The following is a 25,050-nucleotide window of genomic DNA, read 5'->3' as shown; positions in this document are numbered from 1 at the left end:
CTTTATATTTATTGTTTTATGCGCACATGGCGGTCATCCAGCAGTTCCAGCTTGTCATCTACGAACAATTCAATGGCCCGTGGATATAAAATATGCTCCTTTTCCAGCACTCTGGCCGCCAATGTTTCCTCCGTATCATCATCCAGCACCGGTACCGTGTCCTGCAAAATAATTGGTCCATGGTCCATGCACTCATCCACAAAATGAATGGTGCAGCCAGACACCTTTGTACCATACGCCAGCACATCTCGATGAGCATGAGCTCCGCCAAAGGATGGCAACAAGGATGGATGAATGTTTAGAATCCGATGCCGATATTCCCCCACAAAATATGGACTCAAAATCCGCATAAAGCCAGCCAAAATAACCAAAGTGACTCCAGCTGCTTTCAGTTCAGCTATCAGCTTTTCTTCGAATTCCTGCTGAGTCTGACATTCCTTGCGATTTACACACACACTTTTTATTCCTACGCTTTTGGCATACTCCAAAGCTCTGGCCTGAGGCTTGTCAGTGAGCACAATTCCCACCTCAGCCTTTATCTGGCCCCGGTCAATGGCCGCCAAAATAGACTGCATATTGGAGCCACGGCCTGAACAGAGAATACCCAAAATATGCTTACTCATCAAACACGCCGCCTTTTATTACAACCTCGTGATTGCCGGTAGTCACCCGACCGATTTCAAATACCGCTTCATTTTTTGCCGCCAAATCTTGCTTGATGGCTTCCGCGTCAGCAGCTGACACAATAAGCACCATACCAATTCCCATATTAAAGGTGCGGTACATTTCCTTCCAATCCACATTGCCCCATTTTTGCAGGAGCGTAAAGATAGGTGGAACCTGCCAGCTATTGGCATCAATTTCCGCCCCTAGGGATTCCGGGAGGGCTCTTGGAATATTTTCATAGAAGCCACCACCCGTGATATGTACCATACCGTGAATATCATACTTTTCAATCAATGGCAGACAGGATTTTGGATAAAGCCTGGTCGGTGTCAAAAGCTCCTCACCAATGGTCTTTCCCAGCTCATCAATATATTCATCGCCCTTAAAGCCCATCTTGTCAAAGCAGATTTTCCGTACCAGGGAATAACCATTGGAATGAACCCCCGAAGACGGCAGAGCCAACAGTACATCATCTGATTGCACCTTTTCTGCGGTAATGATTTTTGATTTATCCACAACTCCAACGGCAAAGCCGGCAATATCGTACTCGCCCACTGGATAAAAGCCGCTCATTTCAGCAGTCTCACCGCCAATAAGAGCACAGCCGGATTCCTTGCAGGCGTTGGCCACCCCTTTTACAACAGCGGCTACCTGCTCCGGATCCAATTTGCCTACTGCCAGATAATCCAGGAAATACAGTGGTTCAGCTCCCTGAACCAGAATATCATTTACACACATGGCCACTGCATCCTGACCAATGGTATCATGCTTATCCAGCATAAAGGCCAGTCTTAGCTTGGTCCCAACTCCGTCCGTACCCGAAACCAGCACAGGTTCCTTGTACTTGCCGGTATTTAAGGCAAACAGGCCGCCAAAGCCGCCCAAATCACCCAGCACCTCCGGGCGATAGGTGGCTTTCACACTATCCTTTATAAGCTTTACAGAGTAATTGCCGGCGTCGATGTCTACACCGGCATCACGATAAGTCAGCTTTTCTTCCATTTATTTCCTCCATAGATATATGTCTAAATTACCCCTTCTGTCACTTTTAATGACTGCGAGGATATTATTTCTTCTTTTTCCGCGTTTCAAAAATGTATTTATCCACCTCAGCTGGTGACTGGGATTTCTGTTCAATCGGATATCCGCCATTAAAGCAGGCATAACACATATGCTCCGGATTCAGCTTCAGCATACATTTCTTGAGGCCATCCAGAGAAAGAAAATGCAGTGAATCTGCATCAATATACTCCCGGATTTCCTCCACGCTCTTGGTAGCCGCAATAAGCTCCTTCCGGGCCGAGGTATCAATACCGTAAAAGCATGGATAACCAATCGGCGGTGAGCTTATCACCATATGTACCTCTTTGGCTCCGGCATTTCGCAGCATTTTTACTATTTTTCCGCTGGTGGTTCCCCGTACAATGGAATCATCCACCATAATTACTGATTTCCCCTCAACCACGGATTTGATAGCATTAAGCTTTAGTTTCACTGCGGTATCCCGCTGCTTCTGACTTGGCTGAATAAAGGTACGGCCAATGTAGCGGTTCTTTACTAAGCCGCTGACATATGGCAGGCCTGCCTCAAAGGCATACCCCTCCGCTGCCGTATTGCCGGAATCCGGCACTGAAATAACAATATCAGCCTTGCAATGAGCCTCCTGCGCCAAAATTCGGCCCATTTCAAACCGGGCCTCATGCACACTTTGACCATCGATTACCGAATCCGGACGGGCAAAGTATATAAATTCAAAGACACACATAGATGGCTTGGCATCGGCAAATCTATGGAACTCAACCCCATTTTCATCGATTACCACCATCTCACCTGGTTCAATATCCCGAATAAATTCAGCACCTACCACATCCAAGCCACAACTCTCCGAGCTAAGGACATAGCCGCCGTCCTCCAGCCTGCCAAGGCAAAGTGGTCTGAAGCCCTGTGGGTCCCGCGCACCAATAAGCTTGTCCTCAGTCATAATAGTGAGACAGTACGCCCCTTTGATTTTCTTCAGGCTATCAATGATTTTTTCCTCTACCGTCACCTTCCGTGACCGGGCGATAAGATTAACAACCACTTCAGAATCTATGGTAGTCTGAAAAATAGTACCGCTTTCTTCTAACTCCTTGCGGATTTCCCCCGCATTGGTCAGATTTCCGTTATGAGCCAGAGCGATTTTACCACCAGAATAATTAACCATTAACGGCTGGGTGTTGGCCAGCAAACTGGATCCTGTAGTGGAATATCGTACATGGCCAATGGCAATATACTGATTCTCCATCTGTGGCACCTGATGCCGGAAAACCTCCCGCACCAACCCCATGCCCCTGGTTACATCCATCCAGGCACCGTCAGTTACTGCAATACCAGTACTTTCCTGTCCACGATGCTGTAGGGCAAACAGGCCATAATAAGTCAGCTCAGATACATTCAGGTCATGGGAGTATACACCAAAAACTCCGCATTCTTCCTTCAGCTTATCTGCTTCGTAATCTATCATCTTACTTACATTCCATCCCTTACAAGAAAAGTTTCTGTGCAAATCAGATGAAGGTCTGTACGGGAAAACATCTCCCATGAGGAAGACGCCCCGCCAGGCCTGCATCAGATTATAATTTAGCGAACTTCGCCGGTAAGACGCTTCAAAATTTCCTTGTAAGCATCCTCTACATTACCCAGATCCCGACGGAAACGGTCCTTGTCCAGCTTTTCCTTTGTAACGGAATCCCAGAAACGACAGTTATCCGGCGAAATCTCATCTGCCAGAATAATCTTGCCATCCTTGTCCCGGCCAAACTCCAGCTTGAAATCAATAAGGTCAATGTTCTTGGTCTTAAGATAATCTACCATAATGGAGTTAATCTTCAGGCTCTGTGCCTCAATCTCAGCCAATTCTTCCTTGGTAGCCAGATTGCAGGCCAAAATATGATAATTGTTGACCATTGGGTCCCCCAAGTCATCGTTCTTATAGCAGAACTCAATAACCGGAATGGACATAGGAGTACCCTCCTCAAGGCCCAAACGCTTTGCCAGACTGCCGGCTGCCACATTACGGATGATAACCTCCAATGGAACAATCTCCAACTTTTTGATGAGGACATTTCTATCATCAATAACCTTGATAACATGGTTCTCAATGCCGGACTTTGCCAACAAATCAAAGAAGAACATGGTGATTTTGTTGTTCATGATACCCTTTTCAAGAATGGTCCCTTTTTTGGCACCATTACCAGCGGTAGCATCATCCTTGTAGTAGCAGATAAGCTCATCAGGATTCTCAGTTGCATACAAAATCTTAGCCTTGCCTTCATAGATTGCGTTCTTCTTTTCCATCGTGAAAAAATACCTCCATTAAATAAAACAATTTATGTTAAAGTAAAGACCTATCACTTATTCAGCTGCTGGGCAACCCGATTAGCCTTTACCTCCACATCCTCTACCATTTTTTCCCGGTATTTGATGAGTTTTTCCTTGATTTCATCATCAGAAAGAGCAAAAATTTCTGCAACAAAAATGGCGGCGTTTTTTGCTCCGTTAATTGCCATAGTAGCTACAGGAATACCCGAAGGCATCTGTACTGTACTAAGCAGTGCATCCATACCGTTCAAAGAAGTCGCATTTATAGGAACTCCTATAACCGGCAGGGTAGTATAACTCGCAATAACACCACCAAGATGGGCTGCAGCACCAGCTGCTGATATAAACGCTCCCACACCTCGTTCAGGGGCGGTGGAAACAATTTCTTTTACTTTTGTCGGTGTACGATGAGCCGAGGCCACAAACACTTCCGACTCTATGCCGAATTGCTTCAAAAGCTCATGTGCCGGCTTCAAAATTGGCCAATCAGAATCGCTACCCATTATAATAGCCGCCTTCATCAGTCAATCAACTCCTCCGTAAAAATACTTCATAGTCTAACCTTACCCATACACTATAACAGAAACTACAAAATACTGTCAATGAAAAGGGGCTACATTTATCTGTTACAATCAACTAAAAAGGAGTCCCACTACACGAGCAGGACTCCTCCGGCAAATACTATATCAATACCTGAATTTACTTACCTCGTCATTCATCTCTTCTGCCAGCTTGGCCAAAGAATGCGCTGCGGCAGCAATCTCTTCATTGGAGGCAGACTGTTCCTCCGTAGAAGAAGAAATCATCTGGGTCTGGTCCGCTGAGGCCCGGCTTACCTTATCAATAGAATCCACTGCCTCAACAATGCTGTTGGCTCCCTGAGAAACCGTTTCCACTGAGCCGTTTATTTCCTTCATCTGGTCACCAATACCGCTGACCTTAGTCATAATCTCCTTGAACTGCTCGCCGACATTACGGATGGACTCAATACCTTCCTTAACATCAGTAGTACCTGTCTCCATGGTCTTAACAGCCTTTACTGTCTCACTCTGAATATTGCTGATACGCTGACGGATTTCCTCGGCAGAAGACTGGGACTCAGAGGCAAGCTTGCGCACCTCCTCCGCTACAACGGCAAAGCCACGGCCATGCTCACCGGCCCGGGCCGCCTCAATAGCTGCATTTAAAGCCAAAAGATTGGTCTGCTCGGAAATAGCCGATATAGCATCAACAATCTGACCAATCTGCTGGGAATTTTCACCCAAGCTGGCCACTACCTCCGAAGACTGGGTAACACTGCGCTCAATGTTGTTCATCTTGCTGATGGCATCCTCCATCAGGCTCTGTCCCTTGGAAGCGGCCGCTGTAGCCATAGCAGTAGCTTCAGCAACACTTTTGGCCTTATCAGCCATAATGGTAATATCACCATAAACCATATCAACATTCTGTTTGGCCACATCGATATCTGCCAGCTGGGAATCCATGCCATTGGCCATATCACCCACTGTTTCAGCCACGCTTACTGACACATCAGCTGACTGGGATGCATTGGCAGTAAGCTCCTCAGAGGCGGCAGCCACCTGACTGGCCGTATTGGCCATCCGCTTGATAACATTCCGCAGGTGTTCATGCATCTTATTAAAGGACTGTGCCATATCCCCCAATTCATCTGCTGTAGTGATTTCAATTGCCGGAGCTGACAAATTTCCACCAGCCATTTCTTCAGCAGCATCCTTTAAGGAAACTGCTACTCCCTGCAACTGACGACCAAAAATCAGGCAAGCACCGATAATCAGCAAAATACCTACAACACACACTGCGATAAAGGTATTTCTCAAATTATGCACCGGGGCAAATACTACATCCTGACTAACTACCACTGCAGCCAACCAGCCGGTGTCCGCCAGGGTTGAATAAGCAATTACATTCCCCTCATCAACGAAAAAGCCCTTGCCATTCTTTACCATTTCCTGGAAATGGCTGCCCCAAGGCTTAGTCTCAACTTTTTCCAATGGGGTAGTCCCATCATTGGAACCAATAATCTCACCAGTCGGCTGAACAACATAACCAGCCCCACTGCCCCGATATTTAAAATCAGCAATCATCTCTTCAATCTTGCTGATTTCCACATCTTCACAGATGGCACCATAGAACTGGCCATCAGTCCCGTTAAAAGGAGCTATACAGGAAACAACCAGCTTGTGGGTCACTGCATCCTCGTAAGCCTCTGTTACAAACGGCTTTTTATTTTTCGAGGCATCAATAAACCAATCCCGGGTCCTCGGATCAATATCCTTGGAAATATCGCCATCCTTGTAATCAAAGAACAGGCCTTCCTTGCTGGCCGCAGCTACTGCCAAAATATCCGAGTCATTTTTACCCATGGCCAGATTGCTCTTATTGGTAATGGCTGCCGCGTTACTGCCGGCGTCAGTAATAACATCAGCAGCAGCTCTGGCCATGGCGGCCTTTTCCTCTACCCACTTGCTGATTTTACCATTCTCCGCCTGCACAGATGCCATAAGCTCGGCTTCAACGCTTTCTTCCAGCGTGTTATTGGCCGAAAACAAACCAATTACCGAGATAATCGCCATCAGCAATCCGCAACAGGCTGCCAACAGGGCAAACTTTTGCTTTAAATTCATAGACCTACACCTTCCTTTTCCAATGTAACTCTTAATCTTACTGATCATGATTACTTAACTTGGCTAATCATTTCTAACAATTTTCTCCTATTTTTTATTCATTCTATAAATAAACAGAAAACTCCTTTTTTACTTTTAATATTTAAACTAAATAAACGGGGCCGCTCCTGCGGCCCCGAATAAAAGTTGTATTTTAACCTACCTGGGCAGTAATAACCTCAACGGCCTTCGCCAAGGCTGCTTCCAGATGGTCAGGCTGTTTGCCACCGGCCTGAGCCATATCCGGACGACCACCGCCGCCACCGCCAACCACAGCCGCAGCTTCCTTGATGATTTTCCCGGAATGAGCCCCTTTGGCCACTGCCTCCTTGGAGGCTTTGACTACCAGATTAACCTTGTCACCATTAACGGTACCAAGTACCACCACACCATTGCTAATCTTCTCACAAGTCATATCAGCAATACTTCTGAGATCATCCATATCAGCCGCCTGTACTGCAGCAGCAATTACGCTAACCTCACCTACAGTTTTCACCTGATCAGTGAGGGCTGCGGCATCGGCCTTGGCCTTTTCTGCATTGATAGCATCCAGCTGCTTCTGCAGCTCCTTGGCCTGAGCTGCCAGGCTCTCAACATGAGCTACCAGCTCATCTTCACGGCACTTCAGGGCTGTTGCCGCATCAGCTACCATCTTGGCCTTATTGTTGGCATATTCCAAAGCTGCCCGGCCAGTGATGGCCTCAATACGGCGTACACCAGCTGCCACACCGGTTTCCGATACAATTTTAAAGAGACCAATCTGACCAACATTGGCAACATGGGAACCACCGCACAGCTCCATGGAGAAGCCCGGAACACTTACCACGCGGACCACATCACCGTACTTCTCGCCAAAGAGAGCCATGGCACCCTTTTCCACCGCCGCATCCTTGGCCATTTCCTCAATAACCACATCCGTGCCCTTAAGGATTTCGTTGTTCACCAGTTCCTCAACATCAGCCAGCTGCTGAGCACTTACTGGCTCAAAGTTGGTAAAGTCAAACCGCAGGCGGTCACCATTTACGGAGGAGCCGGCCTGATTGATCTGCTCACCTACTACGGTCTTCAACGCGGCCTGCAGCAAGTGGGTTGCTGTATGGTTACGGGCTGAGGACAATTTTTCAACCTTGTCCAGCTTAATCTGAACCTTATCGCCCACCTTCAGCTGACCCTCTTCAACATAGGACTCATGATAAATTGTACCGTCTGGCAGCTTCTTGGCATTGGTAGCCTTTATACGGCCCAGCTCACTGATGAACAGGCCAGTGTCACCAACCTGACCGCCACCCTCGGCATAGAACGGCGTAACTGACAGGATAATCCCTGCCTCTTCGCCGTCCTGAAGGGAATCAACCAGAACGCCATCCTTCCAGATAGCCACCACTTCAGCCTCAGTAGCTGCTTCATCGTGCTTTAAGGCGGCAGTATCAATATTCTTTAAATCCGGTACAGCGAACCGCTGGTTTTCAGCCCGAGCCGCTCTGGCACGATCACGCTGCTCCTGCATTTCCTTGTCAAAGGCTTCCTTATCAAACTCTATACCATTTTCCTGCAAAATCTCCTCGGTCAGCTCCCAAGGGAAACCAAAGGTATCATAAAGCTTGAAGCTCAACGCCCCATCCAGTACCTTCTTGCCGGCGGCCTTGGTCTCAGCCATATAGCCATCCAGCAGCTCCAGCCCCTGCTCCAATGTAGCAGAGAACCGGTCTTCTTCCAAGGAAATAACCTTCTTGATATAATCCTGCTTCTGGGCCAATGCCTCAAAATCACTGGCACCCTCGTAAATCTTGCATACAGCGTCCACAGCTCCCTCAAGGAACTTGTCCTTTATGCCCAGCATCCGGCCATGACGAATAGCCCGCCGCAGAATACGGCGCAGCACATACCCCCGGCCCTCGTTGGACGGCAGGATACCATCCATAATCATAATGCTCATGGAACGGGCATGGTCAGCAATAACCTTCAAGGATACATCCTTGTCAGCATCCTCACCATACTTCACGCCGGATACCTTGGATGCGTACTCGATAATTGGGAACAGCAAATCAGTCTCGAAGTTGCTTGGTACACCCTGAATTACCGAGGCAATACGCTCCAGCCCCATACCAGTATCAATATTCTTGTTTTCCAAATCATTGTACTGACCATCCTCAGTACGGTCAAACTGGGTGAATACATTGTTCCAGATTTCCAGATAACGGTCGCAGTCACAGCCTACGGCACAATCCGGGCTGCCACAGCCCCGTTCTTCACCCAAATCAAAATAAATCTCCGTATCCGGACCGCATGGACCAGGTCCGATTTCCCAGAAATTATCCTCTAACGGCACAATATGGGATGGATCAAAGCCAGGCTGTTCCTCCCAAATCCGCCGAGCCTCATCGTCTTTTGGATAAATGGTAGCCCAAAGCCTGTCCTTTGGCATTTCCAAGACCTCAGTGAGGAACTCCCATGCCCATGGAATAGCTTCCTTCTTGAAATAATCGCCAAAGGAAAAGTTGCCCAGCATCTCAAAATAAGTCTGATGACGGGCGGTGCGGCCTACATTCTCAATATCACCAGTCCGGACACAACGCTGGCTGGTGGTAATCCGGTTGCGTGGTGGCTTAACCTTGCCGGTAAAATATGCTTTAAACGGTGCCATACCAGCACCAATCATTAACAAAGTCGGGTCATTTTCAGGAATAAGGGACGCACTTGGTAATCTCAAGTGGCCTTTTTTCTCAGCAAAGAAAGTAAGATAAGCCTCTCTCAGCTCGTTACCTGTCATTTTCTTCAAAACACTCTACCTCCAGAATATGTTAATAAAAAAATAGTTCACGCTAACTTATTGATTATAGCATATTACACAACACTGATACAATGAAATTATGTTCGCTATAACCGGATTACCCCATAATGCACCTTGGAATGTTTGCCACCGGCAATTTCATTAAAACCTAATCGGGCAAACTCCAGGCTTCGGCTGTTTTCCTTCATGACTACCCGATGACGGGCCACCCGTTTGGCCTCATTCACCGCCGGCAGCTCCAAGGGGCGATGGTCCGCCACACTCCGCAACGGATTGATATTGTGGCTGTCCCGCAAAGGATGACGGAACATTGGGTCAAAGTATACCACATCCACGGAATTATCCGGCAATGTCTGCAAATACTCATTGTAATCCGCATTTATCACCTGAACCCGCTTAATGGCACTATGCAGCTCATAATTTGTCGCCAGAAACTTCTTCATTCCTTCGCTGGTAATAAAGGCAATCAAGGGACTGGCCTCCAAACCAATCACCTGGCCACCTTCCCCTACCACAAAGCTTGCCACAATAGAGTCAGCCCCAAAGCCCAAAGTACAGTCCAGCACCGTCATTCCTTCCTGCAAATCCAGAGCATTGGCCATATGGTCACCCTCACCCATACGAATATTTTTTATTCGCAGCTGGGACATATTGGGATGAAAAAACAGCTCCCCCTCCGGGGTATCCAAAGTAAAGGAGCCCCGCTTAGCCACCAGTACATTGTCCACACCGTACATTTCCCGTAATTTTTCCATAGGCTCCCTATTCCGTTTGACCAGCTTTATTCCCAGCCGTTCTGCGGCCATTTGGGCCAGCTTCTGACTGTCGCTGTGGTTTTTCCGGTCTGTTGTGACAATGGTATTTATCATATATCTCCTTAACAGTAAAGTTAACGCAGGGTCAAAAGCCGGTCCGTTTAAACATCTTGGCCAGCTCCCCACAGGAAAATTTCAAAATAGTCGGTCGCCCATGGGGGCAAGTATATGGCATAGCCGTTTGATTCAGCTCTGCCAAAATTATTTCCATCTGCTTAAAATTCAGCTTAAACCCCGCCTTAATAGCCGCCTTGCAGGCAGTCATGGCCAGACAGGCGTGCCGGATTTCTGCGGCTGACAGCTTGTGCATATCCTCCAACGAAACCAAAATCTCCCGAATGATATTTTCGGCCTCCCCCAGGGGAATATCCGCCGGTATTTCCATAAGCCGATATTGAGCCGGACCACTTTGCTCCATACTAAAGCCCAAGCTATCAAATAACTCCGAATTACGCTCAATAAGCTGGGCCTCCCGCTCACTGACATCGAGGAACAGATGCACCAGCAGCTGCTGGGAAGGAATCTTATCCGTCATAGCCGCAAACCGGTCATACAAAATCCGCTCATGGGCGGCATGCTGGTCCACAATGTACAGACTGTCGGCATCCTGAGCGATAATATAGGTATCATCCACCTGACCGATAGGCACCATCGGTGATTGTCCTGTGGAAGTAACCGTTGCCGCCGCTTCCTTCACCTCACCGGTTTCCATATCCACCAGAACTTTATTATCAACCAATACGGCTTCCTTTTCCTGTTCCTTCAAGCTTTCCATTTCTGTCTGGGCTTCATGGAAGGTCCTGGCCTGCTGCTCCACCCGATATTGATAGGCCGAGCTGGGCAACCCGGAAGGTGCCGGATTTGTATAGCCGGTTCCAATGGATGGCTTGGTGGCCGGTACAAAATGCATATCATCAATAAGTGGTTCCATCACCGGCTTATTGACCGTCGTGGCCGGGGCCGTAAAATGCCGTTCCGGTCGTTCCACATTGGCCGCCAGAGTACCTAGCTCCTTGCCATGGGGTCTTACGGCGTCCAGCACTGATTTATAAACCAATTTGAAGATATACCCTTCATCTTCAAATTTAATCTCACTTTTTTGCGGATGAACATTTACATCTACCGTATTAGGCTGTACATCCATAAACAGGGCCACCATAGGAAACCCTGCTTTGGGAATAAGGGCCGTATAGGCATTGTCCACTGCCTTGGAAATGGCCCGATTGGAAATAATCCGCCCATTGACAATAAAGGTTTGCCAATTCCGATTGCTGCGAATAGTAGACGGCTTGGAAATATATCCCTTCACCGTGGTTTCCCCGTCGGAAAAATCCACCCCCAACAGGGCATCACCGAGGGAATTTCCGTAGATACTACGCAGTGTATCATGCAGATTGCCGTTACCAGGCGTAACCACCGCCGTTTTATTGTTATTGATAAACTTAAAGGCAATATCCGGCCGAGAAATGGCCAGCTTTATTATATAATCATTTATCTTGCTGCCTTCAGTATTGGTGGTCTTTAAAAATTTTTTCCGGGCCGGGGTGTTGAAAAACAAGTCCTCCACCTTGATGGTAGTACCCAGGCTGCAGCCGGCTTCACCGATTTCCGGTTCTCTGCCACCGCTTATCTTTATTTCAGTTCCCAGTTCCGTCCCCGCCTGACGGGTTTGCAGTGTAAAGCGGGAAACCGACGAAATACTCGGCAGGGCCTCCCCCCGAAAACCAAGGGTATCGATGGACAGCAAATCCTCCACCTTGTATATTTTACTGGTAGCATGCCGCTGAATAGCCAGCTTGGCATCCTCCAGGCTCATTCCAATGCCATTGTCAGTGACCCGCATATAACTGGTACCACCAGCCATTATTTCCACTTCGATGCGGTCCGCCTTGGCATCCATGGCATTTTCCACCAGTTCCTTGATTACGGAAGCTGGTCGCTCCACCACTTCACCTGCGGCAATTTTGTTGATGGTACTGTCATCAAGGACATGGATAAAACTCATCCCTTACCAGCCTCCTCCTTGGCCTGTCGTTGCAAACGATACAGGGTATTCATCGCTTCGATAGGGGTCATGGTCATAACATCCATAGAAAGCAACTCATCCCGCAGGGTATTGCCAAAAAGCGACCCCATCAAATCATCCACTGGGGCGGCTTCCTGCTCCGTCGCCACCTTGGCCCGAGGCTCCGGTTCAGCTGCCTCCAGCTCATTGAGGATTTTCTCCGCCCGGTTGGTTACCACCTTTGGCAGCCCGGCCAATCTCGCTACATGGATACCATATGATTTATCCGCTGCCCCCGGAATAATCCGGCGTAAAAACTGGATATCCTTTCCCTTTTCCTTTACGGCAATGCAATAATTCTTTATAACATCATCCTCCAGGTCAGTCAGCTCGTGATAATGGGTAGCAAACAAAGTCTTGGCGTGGATTTTCTCCCTTATATGCTCAATAACTGCCCTGGCAATACTCATACCATCAAAGGTACTGGTCCCCCGACCGATTTCGTCCAAAATAACCAGACTGTCCCGGGTGGCATATTTTAAAATCTGGGCCACCTCGTTCATCTCCACCATAAAGGTGCTCTGTCCACTTACCAGGTCATCACTGGCCCCGATACGGGTAAATATCCGATCCACCGGTGAAATAGATGCCTCTCTGGCTGGAACAAAGCTGCCTACCTGCGCCATCAAGGTCAACAAGGCAGTCTGCCGCATGTAGGTGGACTTACCCGCCATATTAGGCCCGGTAATCAGCATAATCTCGCAATCAGTGTGATTTATTCTGGTATCATTCGGCACGAACAGCTCCCGATTTAAAATCCGCTCCACCAATGGATGCCGGCCATCCTTAATGTCAATCTGACCGTTGTTTATCAGCTGCGGCCGCACATAATTGTAGCTGTTGGCCGCCTGCGCCAGTCCACACAACACATCCAGCAAGGCAATGTACTTGGCTGTACCTTGAATGTCCGCCAGCTTGGCCTTGATGGTTTCCCGAATTTCCGAAAAAAGATTGTATTCAATATTTACGATTTTTTCCTCGGCGCCAAGAATTTTGGTTTCAAATTCCTTCAGCTCCTGAGTAATATACCGTTCCGCATTAGCCAGGGTCTGCTTTCTGACATAATGATCCGGCACCAGCTCCGCCCCACTGTGGCGAACTTCAATATAATAGCCAAATACCTTGTTGTAGCCAATTTTCAGGGCCCGGATACCGGTGGCTTCCTTTTCCTTTTCCTCCATGGCCTGAAGCATTTCCTTGCTGTCCCGGGAAATCTTTCGATATTCATCCAGCTCCGCATTATAGCCTTCCTTGATAATGCCTCCGTCCCGAATGGTTAGTCCCGGATCGTCCACAATGGCCCGGTTCAGCAAATCCACAAACTCATCATAGGTGTGAATTTCCGCTTCGCATTTCTGCAAAAGCGGTGCCTTGGCCTTGGCCAGCTGCATCTTGATATTCGGCAGCACACTAAAGGAGGTGCGCAACGCCACCATATCCCTGGCATTGGCTGTTCCCACCTCAATACGGGTCAATAACCGTTCAAAATCATATATGCTTTTAGCCGCTTCCTTCAGCTCACCCCGGAGAATAAAGTCCTTTACCAGCTCCTCCACCGCATCCAGCCGCTGATTTATCTTGCCAATATTTAACAGGGGATACTCCAGCCACTTCTTCAACAGCCGGGTTCCCATTGCCGTGTCAGTAAAATCCAATACATCCAGCAGTGTATCCTTTTTGCTGCCGTCCCGCAGATTGCGGGTGATTTCCAAATTGCGCAGAGTGTAAGTATCGATTACCAGATTATTGGCAAAATCCAGCTTGGTCAGCTGGGAAATGTGGGATAAGTCCGTCCGCACCGTATCGTGGAGATACCCCAGCAAAGTCGCCACGGCATTGGCTGCTGCCTCTCCCACCGGACGATTATTTATATCAAAATGCTGAATAATAATGTCATCCCGATTTTGTACCGGTTCCGCAATAACCGTAAAGGCACAAGCCGCCATCCTAAGGTCAATAAATTCCTTCAGCTCCGCCTGAAAGGACAACTCACCCAGGATAATCAGCTCCGGCATCATAATGCGGTACAGTTCATCGTACAGGGCCTGACACCGTTCATCACCGGTATAAACACCGTAAAAGCACTCACCGGTAGAAATATCCGCCCCGGCCAGCACTACCTCCTCATTCAGCTCATACACCAGCGCAATGTAGTTGTTGTTGGCCGACTGCAGGGCACTTTCTTCCAAGATTGTGCCGGGAGTAATTACCTTGATAACCTCCCGTTTGGTAAGCCCCTTGGCCTTCGGGTCGCCGATTTGCTCCGCAATGGCAATTTTATACCCCTTGTTCACCATTTTGGTGATATAGCTTTCCGCTGCGTGATACGGAATACCACACATAGGATTTTTCTCTGTGTCCCCGCTACGGCTGGTCAAAGTAAGCCCCAATTCCCTGGAAGCAGTCACAGCATCCTCAAAAAACATCTCATAGAAATCACCCAGACGGAAAAAGAGTATTTCATCTGGGTGCTGCTGTTTCACATCAATATATTGCTGCATCATTGGCGTTAATTCCATGATTGACTCCTATTCCAGCTCGCCCTTCAGGACCCAGGTCTGTGGCTGACAAATCCTTACATTTACAAAATCCCCCGGCTGCTCCCGGCCCTGATATGGCCAAAGCACCAGCTTGTTGGTAGTAGTGCGGCCGGACCACACCTTGTCATCATTGGCACTAGGGCCTTCCACCATTACCTCCAGCACCTTGTCCTGTAAAGCCTGATTTTTCTCCAGGCTGATCTTGTTCTGCAATTCCATCAGCCGGTTCAACCGATCATGCTTTAATTCATCATCCACCTGCTCATCCATTTCTGCCGCTGGTGTACCGGACCGCTTGGAATAAATGAAGGTGTAGGCCTGATCATAACGAATTTCCGTCAGAAAATCCAACAGCTGCCGGAAATCTTCCTCAGTTTCCCCCGGAAAACCCACAATCAAATCAGTAGTGATGCTGGCATCCGGCATTGCTGCCCTAATTTTGTGGATAAGCTCTTTGTAGGCCTCCACCGTATATACCCGGTTCATTGCCTTCAAAATTTTGTTGGAGCCGTACTGCACCGGTAAATGGAAATGATTGCAGATATGCTGGCTATTTTTTATTACTTCAATAACCTCATCACTTAAATCCTTTGGATGAGAGGTCATATACCGCACCCGTTCAATACCTTCCACCTTGTCCACCATGGCCAGCAGCTGGGCAAAGGTAGCCTTTTGGTGGTCCTTGCCATAGGAATTAACATTCTGTCCCAGCAGGGTAACCTCTTTGTAGCCCTGTTTAACAGCTTCTTTCACCTCAGCAACAATTTCCTCCGGCAGACGGCTGCGTTCCCGTCCCCGGACATACGGAACAATGCAATAGGTACAGAAATTATTGCACCCGTACATAATCGGCACCCAGGCCGACAACGGAGTTTTACGGTGAATGGAAATATTTTCCGGCATCTCCGACTCGTTAATTTCCGTATCTACAATATGCTTAATTTGAGACTGCTCCAGCTTTTGAACTGTGGCCACAACCTCGTGAATTTTATTGGTTCCCAGCACAAAGTCAATATGAGGAGCCCGCTTTATCAGCCTCTCCCCTTCTTTTTGCGCCATACAGCCGGTAATACCCAAAATAAGGTCCGGGTTGTTCCGCTTCAGGCTCTTTATTTCACCTATTTTTCCGTAAACCTTGTCCTCTGCTGTTTCCCGCACACAGCAGGTGTTTATCATAATCAGGTCCGCCTGGGCCATATCCTCAGTGGAAGTATAGCCAATTTTGGCCAGCTCCCCCTCCATCCGCTCGGCATCGCTGAAATTCATCTGACAGCCATATGTCAGCATCTTCAAGTACTTTTTATCTGAACTCAAATCATTACATCCTCTCAAAAAAACATACAAGATATTATAACGCAATCGCTAAAATTTTTCCATATTATGTATAACATAGAAAAAATACCCTGTATATCCACCGGATGTAATTACCCCATATAAGTCTGTAATAACCAATAGGCGGTGAGGCCCACAATAATGCTATAAGCTAAACTGTGGGTTTTGGCAGCCACCGGAATAACGCACAATGCCGCCAAAAATTCTATATTGCTCCAACTAAACCGAAATCCGCTGGAAGCGTCCCCAAAAATCGATACAAAAATCAAAGCGCCAAAAACCGAGGTAGGCACATATTTTAACCACAAAGCCAATACTGTAGGCAAAGGACGGCGCCCCAATACCGCCAATGGCAATATTCTCGATATATAAGATGTGCAAAACAGTCCAAAAATGCACAGGAGAATGTCACTATAGCTCATTTCTTGTCCACCTCATCCCCGTTATCCACCATTGCACCAACGATAGCCGCCACAATAGTAGCCACCACCACATTCAACATATTATCCAACCACAGGGAAAGCACCAATGCCAAAATCCCCCCCAATACCCCTACAGCCACCAGCTTGAAGGTCTTGAAATGAAAGGACCACAGGCCGATAAACATGGCAATCAGGGCATAGCTCACCAGTCCGGTATCAATATAAATGGCACTGCCTAACAGCACGCCAGCCACAGTGGCCAGTACCCAGCCCATATGGGCTACAAAATTCAGACCGAAGGCGTTTTTCGGCGTCCATTGGGAATTACTTTTTTGAAATTCCACACTGTTTACCGCAAAGGTTTCATCCACTATTTCCTGGGCATAAATAAGCCGATAAAGAAAGCTTTCTTTGGAAATATACTGATTTAAAATTAAGCCATACAACATATGGCGAAGGTTCACTATACCAACAGTCACTATAATAGGAATAATAGCCGTATTCGCCCCGATCATGGCCAAAGCAATAAACTGACCACTGCCGGCAAATAGAAAAATGGACATCATGGCCATCAAAAAGGCATCCAGACCTACCTTCTGCCCCAATATACCGCAAGCCACTCCCAAAGGTATATAACCAAAGCATATCGGCCAGGCGGCTTTAAAAACCTGTTTATTAAAATACTGACTCATCAGCTGCATACCCCCAGCAAATTTTTAGCATAAAACATCGAATTGCATACATTTTAGCACATTTAATTGAATATTTATACCATAATATTCAATTATCCAAAAAAAATTACAAATTTATCCTCATTGTAATAAAAAAATAAAGAGAATAGCACATTACTGTACCATTCTCTTCTTCCCATTGAAAAAATTCATTACTTATCAGAACTCGACAAAGTTGCCATTCTCAAATATCTGTATTGTACTGCCATCAGCCCGGGTACCGGTAATCTGCAAATCCTCAGTGCCAATCATAAAATCCTCATGAATCAACGAGTCATTTACACCATTTTTTACCAGCTCCACGCTGTCCATCTCCTCGCCCCCTTCTATACAAGTCGGATAAGCCTTGCCAAAGGCCAGATGACAGGCAGCATTTTCATCAAACAGGGTATTATAGAACAGGATATTGCTGTTGGAAATTGGTGAATCATACGGCACCAGCGCCACTTCCCCCAAATACTTGGCCCCCTCGTCGGTATCCAAAAGCTGCTTCAAAACAGCTTCCCCCTTGGAGGCACTGTATTCCACCACCTTGCCTTCCTTAAATACCAGCCGTATTCCGTCAATCACATTGCCCTGATATATAAGGGGTTTGGAGGCATACACTACCCCATCCACACCACTGCGCTCCGGCAGGGTATAAACCTCTTCCGTTGGCATATTGGCTACGAAGGTCACCTTATCGGCAGCAATTTCCGCTCCCCCGGCCCAAATATGACCCTTGGGCAATTTTATGGTCAAATCGGTACCCAAACGATTGGTATAATGCAAGGACACCAGCTGTTCTCCATTGAGGAAATCCGTAGCCTTCTTCATAAAAGCAATATGCTGTTCCCAATCCTTCACCGGATTATTATCCTTGTCAATCCGCACTGCCGAAAAAATCGCCTGCCACAGCTTGTCCACGGCCACCTGTTCATCCCCGGCCTCGCTAAAAACCTTGGTGGCCCAGGCCGGTGTTGGCACGGACACCACACACCAACGCAGCACATTATTCATAATGGCCTTGCGATATTCCAGCAATGCTTGACCTGCGGCCATCTGTGCCCGCTGCAGCTTCTCCTTCTCCACATCCTTGAAAATGGACGGATCCGAAGCGTGAATAGAAACGATGGCTGCTCCTTTATCCATAAAATCCATAAACATATCGTAGCGCCACTGGGGAAACTCATCAAAAATCTCTGCCGCCGCCCCATCATAGCGAATTTTGGCAAACTTTTCATCGCTCCAATTGATTTTTACATCCTTGCAGCCGGCTTCAAAGCCAAACTTGGCTACCCGACGGGCAAAGTCAGCACACTCTATTGGGGCATTTATCACCAGCAGCTGTCCCGGCTGAATATTTACACCTGTATAAACCACCAGTTTTGCATATTTATTTAAAAGCTGTTCCATACTATTCTCCTTCATTATGTTATTATTTTGCTAAACAATATATATGATATAACTAAACCCGGCAACAGGCAACCGTTCCCTGACCAATAAGTAATGCCCTTCGGGATGGACCTTATTTCATTTTATGGCTGAATGTATGGCTATGAGTGATAAATAATGTTACAATTAGTTGTATTAGCGATTTAACCGTTTCACACTATTTAGGAGGTATTCAATGTTTGCCCAGCGACAAACTTCAATTATATTGGCTGTTACCTTTATTGTCCTATTATCGGCCTTTTGGTTTTTTCCGGCATTTGCCTTTATCTTTTTCATTTCCCTGCTCATCCAGCTGCTTTTGTGCTCCATTGTAGACAAGCTGGCCAAAAAGCTCCCCCGGGGACTGGCCGCCGGACTGGTACTGGGCATATTCCTGCTGCTTCTTTTGGGTGTTGCATCCATAGTTTCAGTTTCCTTCGTACCAACCGTCTCCAGCTTTATTCGGGAGCTGCCAGCCTTGGCCACAAATCTGCAGCAGATGCATATTATTCAGGATTTCCCCTCCATTAACCAGGGACTGGATGATGTCTGGGGAGAAATTGCCTCCATTGGCTCCAATATTTTAAGGAAATCCATATCCATCATTGTATCCACCTTTAACAAAATCATTGACTTTGTTATCATCATTTTTGTAACCTTTTATCTGTTAAAGGACGGCCTGACGGTAAAGAATTTTTTGGCGTCCCTGTTTCCCCGGAAGGATAAAATCCGGATATTCACCTTGTTCAATTCCATACTCAATTCTCTACAAATTTATGTCCGCAGTCAGCTGCTGATGTGCTGTGTAACCGGTATTGTTGTTTATGCCTATTTTTCCATTATGGGCATAAAATATGCCTCCGTTTTTGCGGTAGTATCGGGAATATGCGAATTTGTTCCGGTACTGGGACCAACCATCGCCTCTATATTCGGTATTATGCTGACAGCCACTGATGCACCATTTTTAATCATCCAGACCGCCTGCTTCTACCTGATTATGACCCAGATAAACCACAATGTGGTTTATCCGGGCATTGTCGGCAAATCTCTCCATCTGCATCCCCTCACGGTTATTTTAGGCGTGGTATTCGGTGGCGAGGTGCTGGGCCCGGCAGGGATGTTTTTAGCCGTTCCCTGCATTGTAGTGGTAAAACACCTAATTGAGGATATCTACCACAGTGAACAGGCATTAAAGGAACAAACCGATAAGCCGGAAATTGCTGAATAACAAAACGCGACTGCATTGCAGTCGCGTTTTTTATAATATCGTTACTTTTTATCAACAAATATTTTATTGGGCTATTTCCAATTCCCTCAGTAGTGCATTTTTCATAACCTTTGAAAAATTGATTTTTTTCGCCATAGCACGATTATTAAGCCACTGGGGAATTGAAACAGTTCTTTTTACTGATTTATAAAAATGTTTTTTAGCATAAACTTCCACATCCACAGATATCAGATTAACAAAACGCTCTACCTGCCTTTCTTCTTCTGTATCATCTTCACAATATGGATCAACCTGGCTTATAGGAGTAGCCGTTGGAAATTCGTTGCCATCAATCTTTTCAATAAACAAATACCCCGCCAAACAATCTACTGCCATCTCCATCGCTTCCTGCATATCGTCCCCACAGGTCGCTAAATGATTAAGATCCGGAAATACAACAGAATATCCACCAGACGGTTCTTTATAAAAAATTGCAGGATAAACACTAAGCATACTATATCTTCCTCTCATTACATTAAACCTGCTTGCTTAAGAATAGCTTTTACCAGCCTTGAATTTAAATCTTTGGGCTTTGAATGAAACGGTATCGTTACTTTGCCTTGCTTCGTTGGATGCTTATAATGGTGGTGTGATCCTGCCACACTATCCAGATACCAGCCATCCTGCTTTAATTTTCTCTCCATTTCTTTAGGCGTCATATCATTCTATCCTTCTAACACTATATCAAAAAATAAATATTATTCCAATACATATTATTAAATTATTTATTATCAAATTATGTATTTTATATCAATGTAAAACTTTACAGCATCATTATCCATTTTACTTAATTTATTCTATATTATTCCGCTTTATCCTTTATATTATTAGTATTTTTATTTAAGCATAATAAATGACCGTTGAGGGAGATAACAACGGTCATTTTTTCGTAGGGAATATTTTATTCTGATAATTTTCAAATGTATTTTTGGAGAAAATTTTTCACCATTTCCTTCCCCAGCGGGGTGAGAATGGATTCTGGGTGGAACTGCATACCGGCAATAGGATATTCCTTGTGTTGCAGCCCCATAATCATCCCATCCGCCAGTTGGGCGGTAACCTCCAAACAATCCGGCAGGGTGTCCCGATCTACAATCAGGGAATGGTACCGCCCCACCTCTACGGTGTGCGGTAAGCCTTCATATATTCCCTTACCATTATGACTCATGGGTGAGGTTTTGCCATGAACTATTTCACCGGCGCCAACCACCTGACCGCCAAACACTTCACCAATGGCCTGATGTCCCAGACAAATGCCCAGAATGGGTACCTTGCCCTTCAATGAACGGATAAGCTCCTCAGCAATACCGGCATCAGCCGGCACCCCCGGGCCGGGGGAAATCACGATGCCTTCATAGCCTTTGGCTTCCACTTCCGCCACGGTTATCTGGTCATTGCGGATTACCTCCACCTCGGCCCCTAATTCACACAGCAGCTGATACACATTGTAAGTAAAGGAGTCATAATTATCTAAAAGTAACAACATCGTTCTCCACCTCCTCTACCACCTTGAACATCGCCTTGGATTTCTGCAGGATTTCATTGTACTCAAAGTCCGCCTTGGAATCATACACGATGCCGGCTCCGGACTGGATAAAGGCATTGTCACCGTCTATTATCATAGTCCTCAGTGTAATACACATATCCATATTGCCGCAAAAATCCATATAACCAACAGTACCGGAATAAGCGCCCCGTTGCACCGGCTCCAGCTCCCGGATGATTTCCATGGCCCGAAGCTTGGGAGCCCCACTTACCGTTCCGGCTGGAAAACAGCCCTTCAAGACCTCCATAGGAGTAATTCCCGTTTTTAATGTGCCCATTACCTCAGATACCATATGCATCACATGGGAAAACCGTTCCACCTCCCGCAGCTTGGTCACCACCACTGAGCCCGGTTCACTGATACGGCCAATATCGTTACGGGCCAAATCCACCAGCATGGAATGTTCGGCGCACTCCTTTATATCCGCTTTCAATTCCACCGCCAGCTCCTTGTCCTCAGCCTCCGTGGCGCCCCGCCGGCGGGTACCGGCAATCGGATAGGTATAAACATATTGGCCGGCCACCTTGACCAGCATTTCCGGAGAAGCGGCCACAAATTTCTTTTTGCCGAAATTCAGATAAAACATATATGGGGACGGATTTACCTGCCTTAGCCGCCGATAGAAATGAAAAGCTGGTTTTGTGAGCTTTTCCCTAAACTGGCAGGATGGCACCACCTGAAAAATATCTCCGGCAATAATGTACTCCTTGCACTTTTCAATGATTTTGGCAAAGGACTCCGGCATCTTGCCGTATTTTTTCAGAAAATCCACCTTTTCCTTTCGGGCAGTAGTCTTGCCTTCGCTGGTCTTTATCGGCTGATAGAGCTTTTCCGCCAGTTCCTGCATTTTGTTTACTGCATTTTCGTAGACTTCCTCCGCCGATTGGTCCTCCTTGACACTGGCCAAATATATCAGCTGGGAAACATTTTTCTGCTGGTCAAAGGCCATCAGGACCCGGCATATCATAAACTGGCCCAGCATATCCTCGTCATCCACCGGTGCATTCCGGACCCGGTCAAATACGGCGGAAATCTCATAGTTAAAATACCCCACCGCACCACCATTGGCCAAGGGAAGCTCCTGATTGCCAATGGCACTTTTCAGGCCTTGCATATACTTGTTGATGGCCGTCACTGGATCGCCATCCACCGCCTTCATTTTGTCCTCTTCCTGAATCATCAGCCGTTTTGGATAAACCTGCAGAGTGATAAACGGCTCCGCTCCAATAAAGGAAAACCGGCCAAAATTCTGATGAGCATCCGCCGACTCCAACAAAAAGCCCTTTTCATTGCCCACCAGCTTGTAAAAGATAGATACCGGGGTATCAAGGTCAGTGGAAACCGGCATACTAAGTGCTACCAGATTGGCCTTTTTGCTTAATTCCTTAAACTCTTCCAACGATGGTGTCAGATTCATTTAGCTCACCTTCTTATCCAATGCCTGACGGATACGGCCAATCAGCTCAGCCGCCTCAGCTTGTTTATCCTCCAAAATCAACTTTACCACGGCCGATCCCACAATAACGGCATCTGCCTTGGCCGCAGCCTCCACGGCTGCTTCCGGGGAACCAATACCAAAGCCCACGGCACACGGTGTATTGGTCTGCTTCTTCACATGCTCTATGACATTGTTGATAGGACCGTAGTCGATCTTCCGCACACCGGTTACTCCATTTACCGATACACAGTATATGAATCCGTCGGCGGTGGTGCAGGTTTCCCCAATCCGGGCATCAGTAGTGCCCGGGGTGACAAATTCCACCAGATGCAGTCCCTGCGCCTTGCAGGCCTGCTTCATATCGCCGGACTCCTCATGGGGCACATCAGGAATAATAAAGCCATCCATTCCGGCGGCCTTGGCATCAACGGTCAGCTTGTCAAAGCCATAATTCAGCATATTGTTGATATACCCCATTCCCAGAATTGGAATTTGGGAAAATTTACGGATTTCCTTGACCAGCTCCAATACCTTTGGTAGAGTCATTCCCTTTTTTATGGCCTGATAGGACGCGGACTGAATGATGGGACCATCTGCCATAGGGTCAGAAAACGGGATTCCCAGCTCAATAATGTCCGCACCGGCCTGTTCAGCCATTTTTACCGCAGCCAGAGTTCCCTCCATATCCGGAATTCCGGCGGTAAGATATATTACCAGGCCCTTTTTATTTGCAGCCTTCAGCTCGTTAAATTTATCCTGTAAACGACTCATAATCAAAGCTCCTCTCCTAATGCCTTTGCCACCTGCTGAACATCCTTATCCCCACGGCCCGACAGGGTTACTACAACCACCTCATCCGGCTTGGTATTCGGCATAAGCTTTTCCAGATATGCCAGAGCATGGGAGCTCTCCACTGCCGGAATTATGCCCTCCTCCCGGGACAATAGCTGGAAAGCCTCCAAAGCCTCCATATCATTTATACCAACATATTTAACAATCCCCTGTTCATGGAACATAGCGTGTTCCGGTCCAACCCCCGGATAATCCAGTCCGGCGGAAATGGAATATACTTCAATAACCTGACCATCATCATCCTGGGCCAAATAGCTGTATGCTCCGTGGAGTACCCCGGGACGACTGGCTGGATTGGACAAGGTCTGGGCATTGTCCCCCACAGCCGGGCCACGGCCCGCTGCTTCTACACCAAACTTTTTAACATCGCTGTCATTGGCAAACTCATGGAAGGTGCCAATGGCATTGGAGCCACCGCCAACACAGGCAATGAGATAGTCCAGGCGACCACCGGTTTCTTCTTTGATCTGCTCCCGGATTTCCTTGCCAATAACCGACTGGAAATCCCGTACCATAGTTGGATACGGATGTGGACCCACGGCTGAACCGATGATGTAATGGGTGTCCTCGATATGGGCCGCCCAATATCGGATAGCCTCACTGGTGGCATCCTTTAAGGTGGAAGTCCCGGTAGTTACCGGCACCACCTCGGTCCCCAGCAGCTTCATCTTAAATACATTCAGCTTCTGCCGTTCAATGTCCACAGCTCCCATAAACACCTTGCACTCCATCCCAAAGAGTGCGGCCACCGTGGCTGTAGCCACACCATGCTGACCAGCCCCGGTTTCGGCAATAATCCGCTTTTTACCCATCCGCTTGGCCAGCAGCACCTGTCCCAAAGCATTGTTAATCTTGTGGGCACCGGTGTGCAGCAAATCCTCCCGTTTCAGATATATCTTGGCCCCGCCGTAATGCTTGGTAAGATTTTCTGCGTAATATAACAGGGTTGGCCGGCCAGCGTATTCCACATAATACTTGCGCAGCTCCGCCAAGAATTCCGGGTCATCCCGGTATTTCTCATAAGCCGCCTCCAACTCAGTCAAAACCGGCATAACGATTTCCGGCACATACTGTCCACCATATTTTCCAAATCTTCCCTTTGACATATTTTATTCCTCCCTATTCCAT

At 47.2% G+C, this 25,050-nt stretch carries 21 protein-coding genes; 1 reads left to right on the top strand and 20 read right to left on the bottom strand.

Features of this window, described 5'->3' with window-relative positions:
• Positions 1 to 8: 8 nt before the first annotated feature.
• The 14 genes from purN to QZV24_RS00815 form a co-directional block, all read right to left on the bottom strand.
• Complete coding sequence (purN, locus tag QZV24_RS00880) at positions 9 to 623, bottom strand: phosphoribosylglycinamide formyltransferase (RefSeq protein WP_294518771.1); 615 nt, start codon at positions 621 to 623, stop codon at positions 9 to 11.
• Positions 616 to 1,668, bottom strand: coding sequence for a phosphoribosylformylglycinamidine cyclo-ligase (gene purM / locus QZV24_RS00875; RefSeq protein WP_294518768.1), 1,053 nt, complete (start codon positions 1,666 to 1,668; stop codon positions 616 to 618). The genes purN and purM overlap by 8 nt, the downstream gene beginning before the upstream one ends.
• Before the next feature lie 64 nt (positions 1,669 to 1,732).
• Positions 1,733 to 3,169: an amidophosphoribosyltransferase gene (gene purF, locus QZV24_RS00870; protein ID WP_294518765.1), complete on the bottom strand. Its 1,437-nt coding sequence runs from the start codon at positions 3,167 to 3,169 to the stop codon at positions 1,733 to 1,735.
• 116 nt (positions 3,170 to 3,285) lie between these two features.
• The gene (gene purC / locus QZV24_RS00865) at positions 3,286 to 4,002 is read right to left on the bottom strand and encodes a phosphoribosylaminoimidazolesuccinocarboxamide synthase (protein WP_290655184.1); all 717 of its coding nucleotides are present in this window, start codon (positions 4,000 to 4,002) and stop codon (positions 3,286 to 3,288) included.
• A 53-nt stretch (positions 4,003 to 4,055) separates the two neighbouring features.
• A complete protein-coding gene (gene purE, locus QZV24_RS00860; protein ID WP_294518761.1) occupies positions 4,056 to 4,547 on the bottom strand; it encodes a 5-(carboxyamino)imidazole ribonucleotide mutase in 492 nt (163 codons plus the stop codon).
• 165 nt (positions 4,548 to 4,712) lie between these two features.
• Positions 4,713 to 6,671 carry a methyl-accepting chemotaxis protein gene (locus QZV24_RS00855; RefSeq protein WP_294518758.1) on the bottom strand — a complete coding sequence of 653 codons (1,959 nt, stop codon included), beginning with the start codon at positions 6,669 to 6,671 and terminating at the stop codon, positions 4,713 to 4,715.
• A 193-nt stretch (positions 6,672 to 6,864) separates the two neighbouring features.
• Positions 6,865 to 9,480 carry an alanine--tRNA ligase gene (gene alaS / locus QZV24_RS00850; protein WP_294518812.1) on the bottom strand — a complete coding sequence of 872 codons (2,616 nt, stop codon included), beginning with the start codon at positions 9,478 to 9,480 and terminating at the stop codon, positions 6,865 to 6,867.
• 107 nt (positions 9,481 to 9,587) lie between these two features.
• A complete protein-coding gene (locus QZV24_RS00845; protein ID WP_294518755.1) occupies positions 9,588 to 10,370 on the bottom strand; it encodes a class I SAM-dependent methyltransferase in 783 nt (260 codons plus the stop codon).
• Between the two features lie 31 nt (positions 10,371 to 10,401).
• Positions 10,402 to 12,321, bottom strand: a complete 1,920-nt coding sequence (gene mutL / locus QZV24_RS00840; RefSeq protein WP_294518752.1) for a DNA mismatch repair endonuclease MutL — start codon at positions 12,319 to 12,321, stop codon at positions 10,402 to 10,404.
• Complete coding sequence (gene mutS / locus QZV24_RS00835; protein ID WP_294518749.1) at positions 12,318 to 14,900, bottom strand: DNA mismatch repair protein MutS; 2,583 nt, start codon at positions 14,898 to 14,900, stop codon at positions 12,318 to 12,320. Before mutS ends, mutL begins: the two co-directional genes overlap by 4 nt.
• A gap of 9 nt (positions 14,901 to 14,909) precedes the next feature.
• The gene (gene miaB / locus QZV24_RS00830) at positions 14,910 to 16,208 is read right to left on the bottom strand and encodes a tRNA (N6-isopentenyl adenosine(37)-C2)-methylthiotransferase MiaB (protein ID WP_294518810.1); all 1,299 of its coding nucleotides are present in this window, start codon (positions 16,206 to 16,208) and stop codon (positions 14,910 to 14,912) included.
• Between the two features lie 137 nt (positions 16,209 to 16,345).
• Positions 16,346 to 16,675, bottom strand: a complete 330-nt coding sequence (locus QZV24_RS00825; RefSeq protein ID WP_294518746.1) for an AzlD domain-containing protein — start codon at positions 16,673 to 16,675, stop codon at positions 16,346 to 16,348.
• Entirely contained in the window at positions 16,672 to 17,367 is a 696-nt protein-coding gene (locus QZV24_RS00820; RefSeq protein WP_294518743.1) for an AzlC family ABC transporter permease, read from the bottom strand. The genes QZV24_RS00825 and QZV24_RS00820 overlap by 4 nt, the downstream gene beginning before the upstream one ends.
• 198 nt (positions 17,368 to 17,565) lie before the next feature.
• A complete protein-coding gene (locus QZV24_RS00815) occupies positions 17,566 to 18,801 on the bottom strand; it encodes an aminopeptidase (protein ID WP_294518740.1) in 1,236 nt (411 codons plus the stop codon).
• Positions 18,802 to 19,015: 214 nt separating this feature from the next.
• Here QZV24_RS00815 and QZV24_RS00810 point away from each other — a divergent pair, with 214 nt between their 5' ends.
• A complete protein-coding gene (locus QZV24_RS00810; RefSeq protein ID WP_294518737.1) occupies positions 19,016 to 20,047 on the top strand; it encodes an AI-2E family transporter in 1,032 nt (343 codons plus the stop codon).
• Between the two features lie 63 nt (positions 20,048 to 20,110).
• Here QZV24_RS00810 and QZV24_RS00805 read toward each other — a convergent pair whose 3' ends face one another.
• From QZV24_RS00805 to trpB, 6 genes are all read right to left on the bottom strand, one after another.
• Positions 20,111 to 20,539 carry a type II toxin-antitoxin system HicB family antitoxin gene (locus QZV24_RS00805; protein WP_290655169.1) on the bottom strand — a complete coding sequence of 143 codons (429 nt, stop codon included), beginning with the start codon at positions 20,537 to 20,539 and terminating at the stop codon, positions 20,111 to 20,113.
• Between the two features lie 17 nt (positions 20,540 to 20,556).
• On the bottom strand, positions 20,557 to 20,745 hold the full coding sequence (locus tag QZV24_RS00800) for a type II toxin-antitoxin system HicA family toxin (RefSeq protein ID WP_290655168.1): 189 nt from the start codon (positions 20,743 to 20,745) through the stop codon (positions 20,557 to 20,559).
• A 257-nt stretch (positions 20,746 to 21,002) separates the two neighbouring features.
• Positions 21,003 to 21,572: an aminodeoxychorismate/anthranilate synthase component II gene (locus QZV24_RS00795; protein ID WP_294518733.1), complete on the bottom strand. Its 570-nt coding sequence runs from the start codon at positions 21,570 to 21,572 to the stop codon at positions 21,003 to 21,005.
• Positions 21,553 to 23,049, bottom strand: a complete 1,497-nt coding sequence (gene trpE / locus QZV24_RS00790) for an anthranilate synthase component I (RefSeq protein WP_294518730.1) — start codon at positions 23,047 to 23,049, stop codon at positions 21,553 to 21,555. Before trpE ends, QZV24_RS00795 begins: the two co-directional genes overlap by 20 nt.
• Positions 23,050 to 23,844, bottom strand: a complete 795-nt coding sequence (gene trpA, locus QZV24_RS00785; RefSeq protein ID WP_290655362.1) for a tryptophan synthase subunit alpha — start codon at positions 23,842 to 23,844, stop codon at positions 23,050 to 23,052. It abuts the gene before it with no gap.
• Complete coding sequence (gene trpB, locus QZV24_RS00780) at positions 23,844 to 25,028, bottom strand: tryptophan synthase subunit beta (protein ID WP_294518727.1); 1,185 nt, start codon at positions 25,026 to 25,028, stop codon at positions 23,844 to 23,846. Before trpB ends, trpA begins: the two co-directional genes overlap by 1 nt.
• Positions 25,029 to 25,050 lie beyond the last annotated feature (22 nt).

The sequence above is a fragment of the uncultured Anaerovibrio sp. genome, assembly GCA_902786545.1.
Taxonomy (GTDB): domain Bacteria; phylum Bacillota; class Negativicutes; order Selenomonadales; family Selenomonadaceae; genus Anaerovibrio.
The sequence above is the reverse complement of the archived record's forward strand: the minus strand, read 5'-3'. Positions and strand labels throughout refer to the sequence as shown.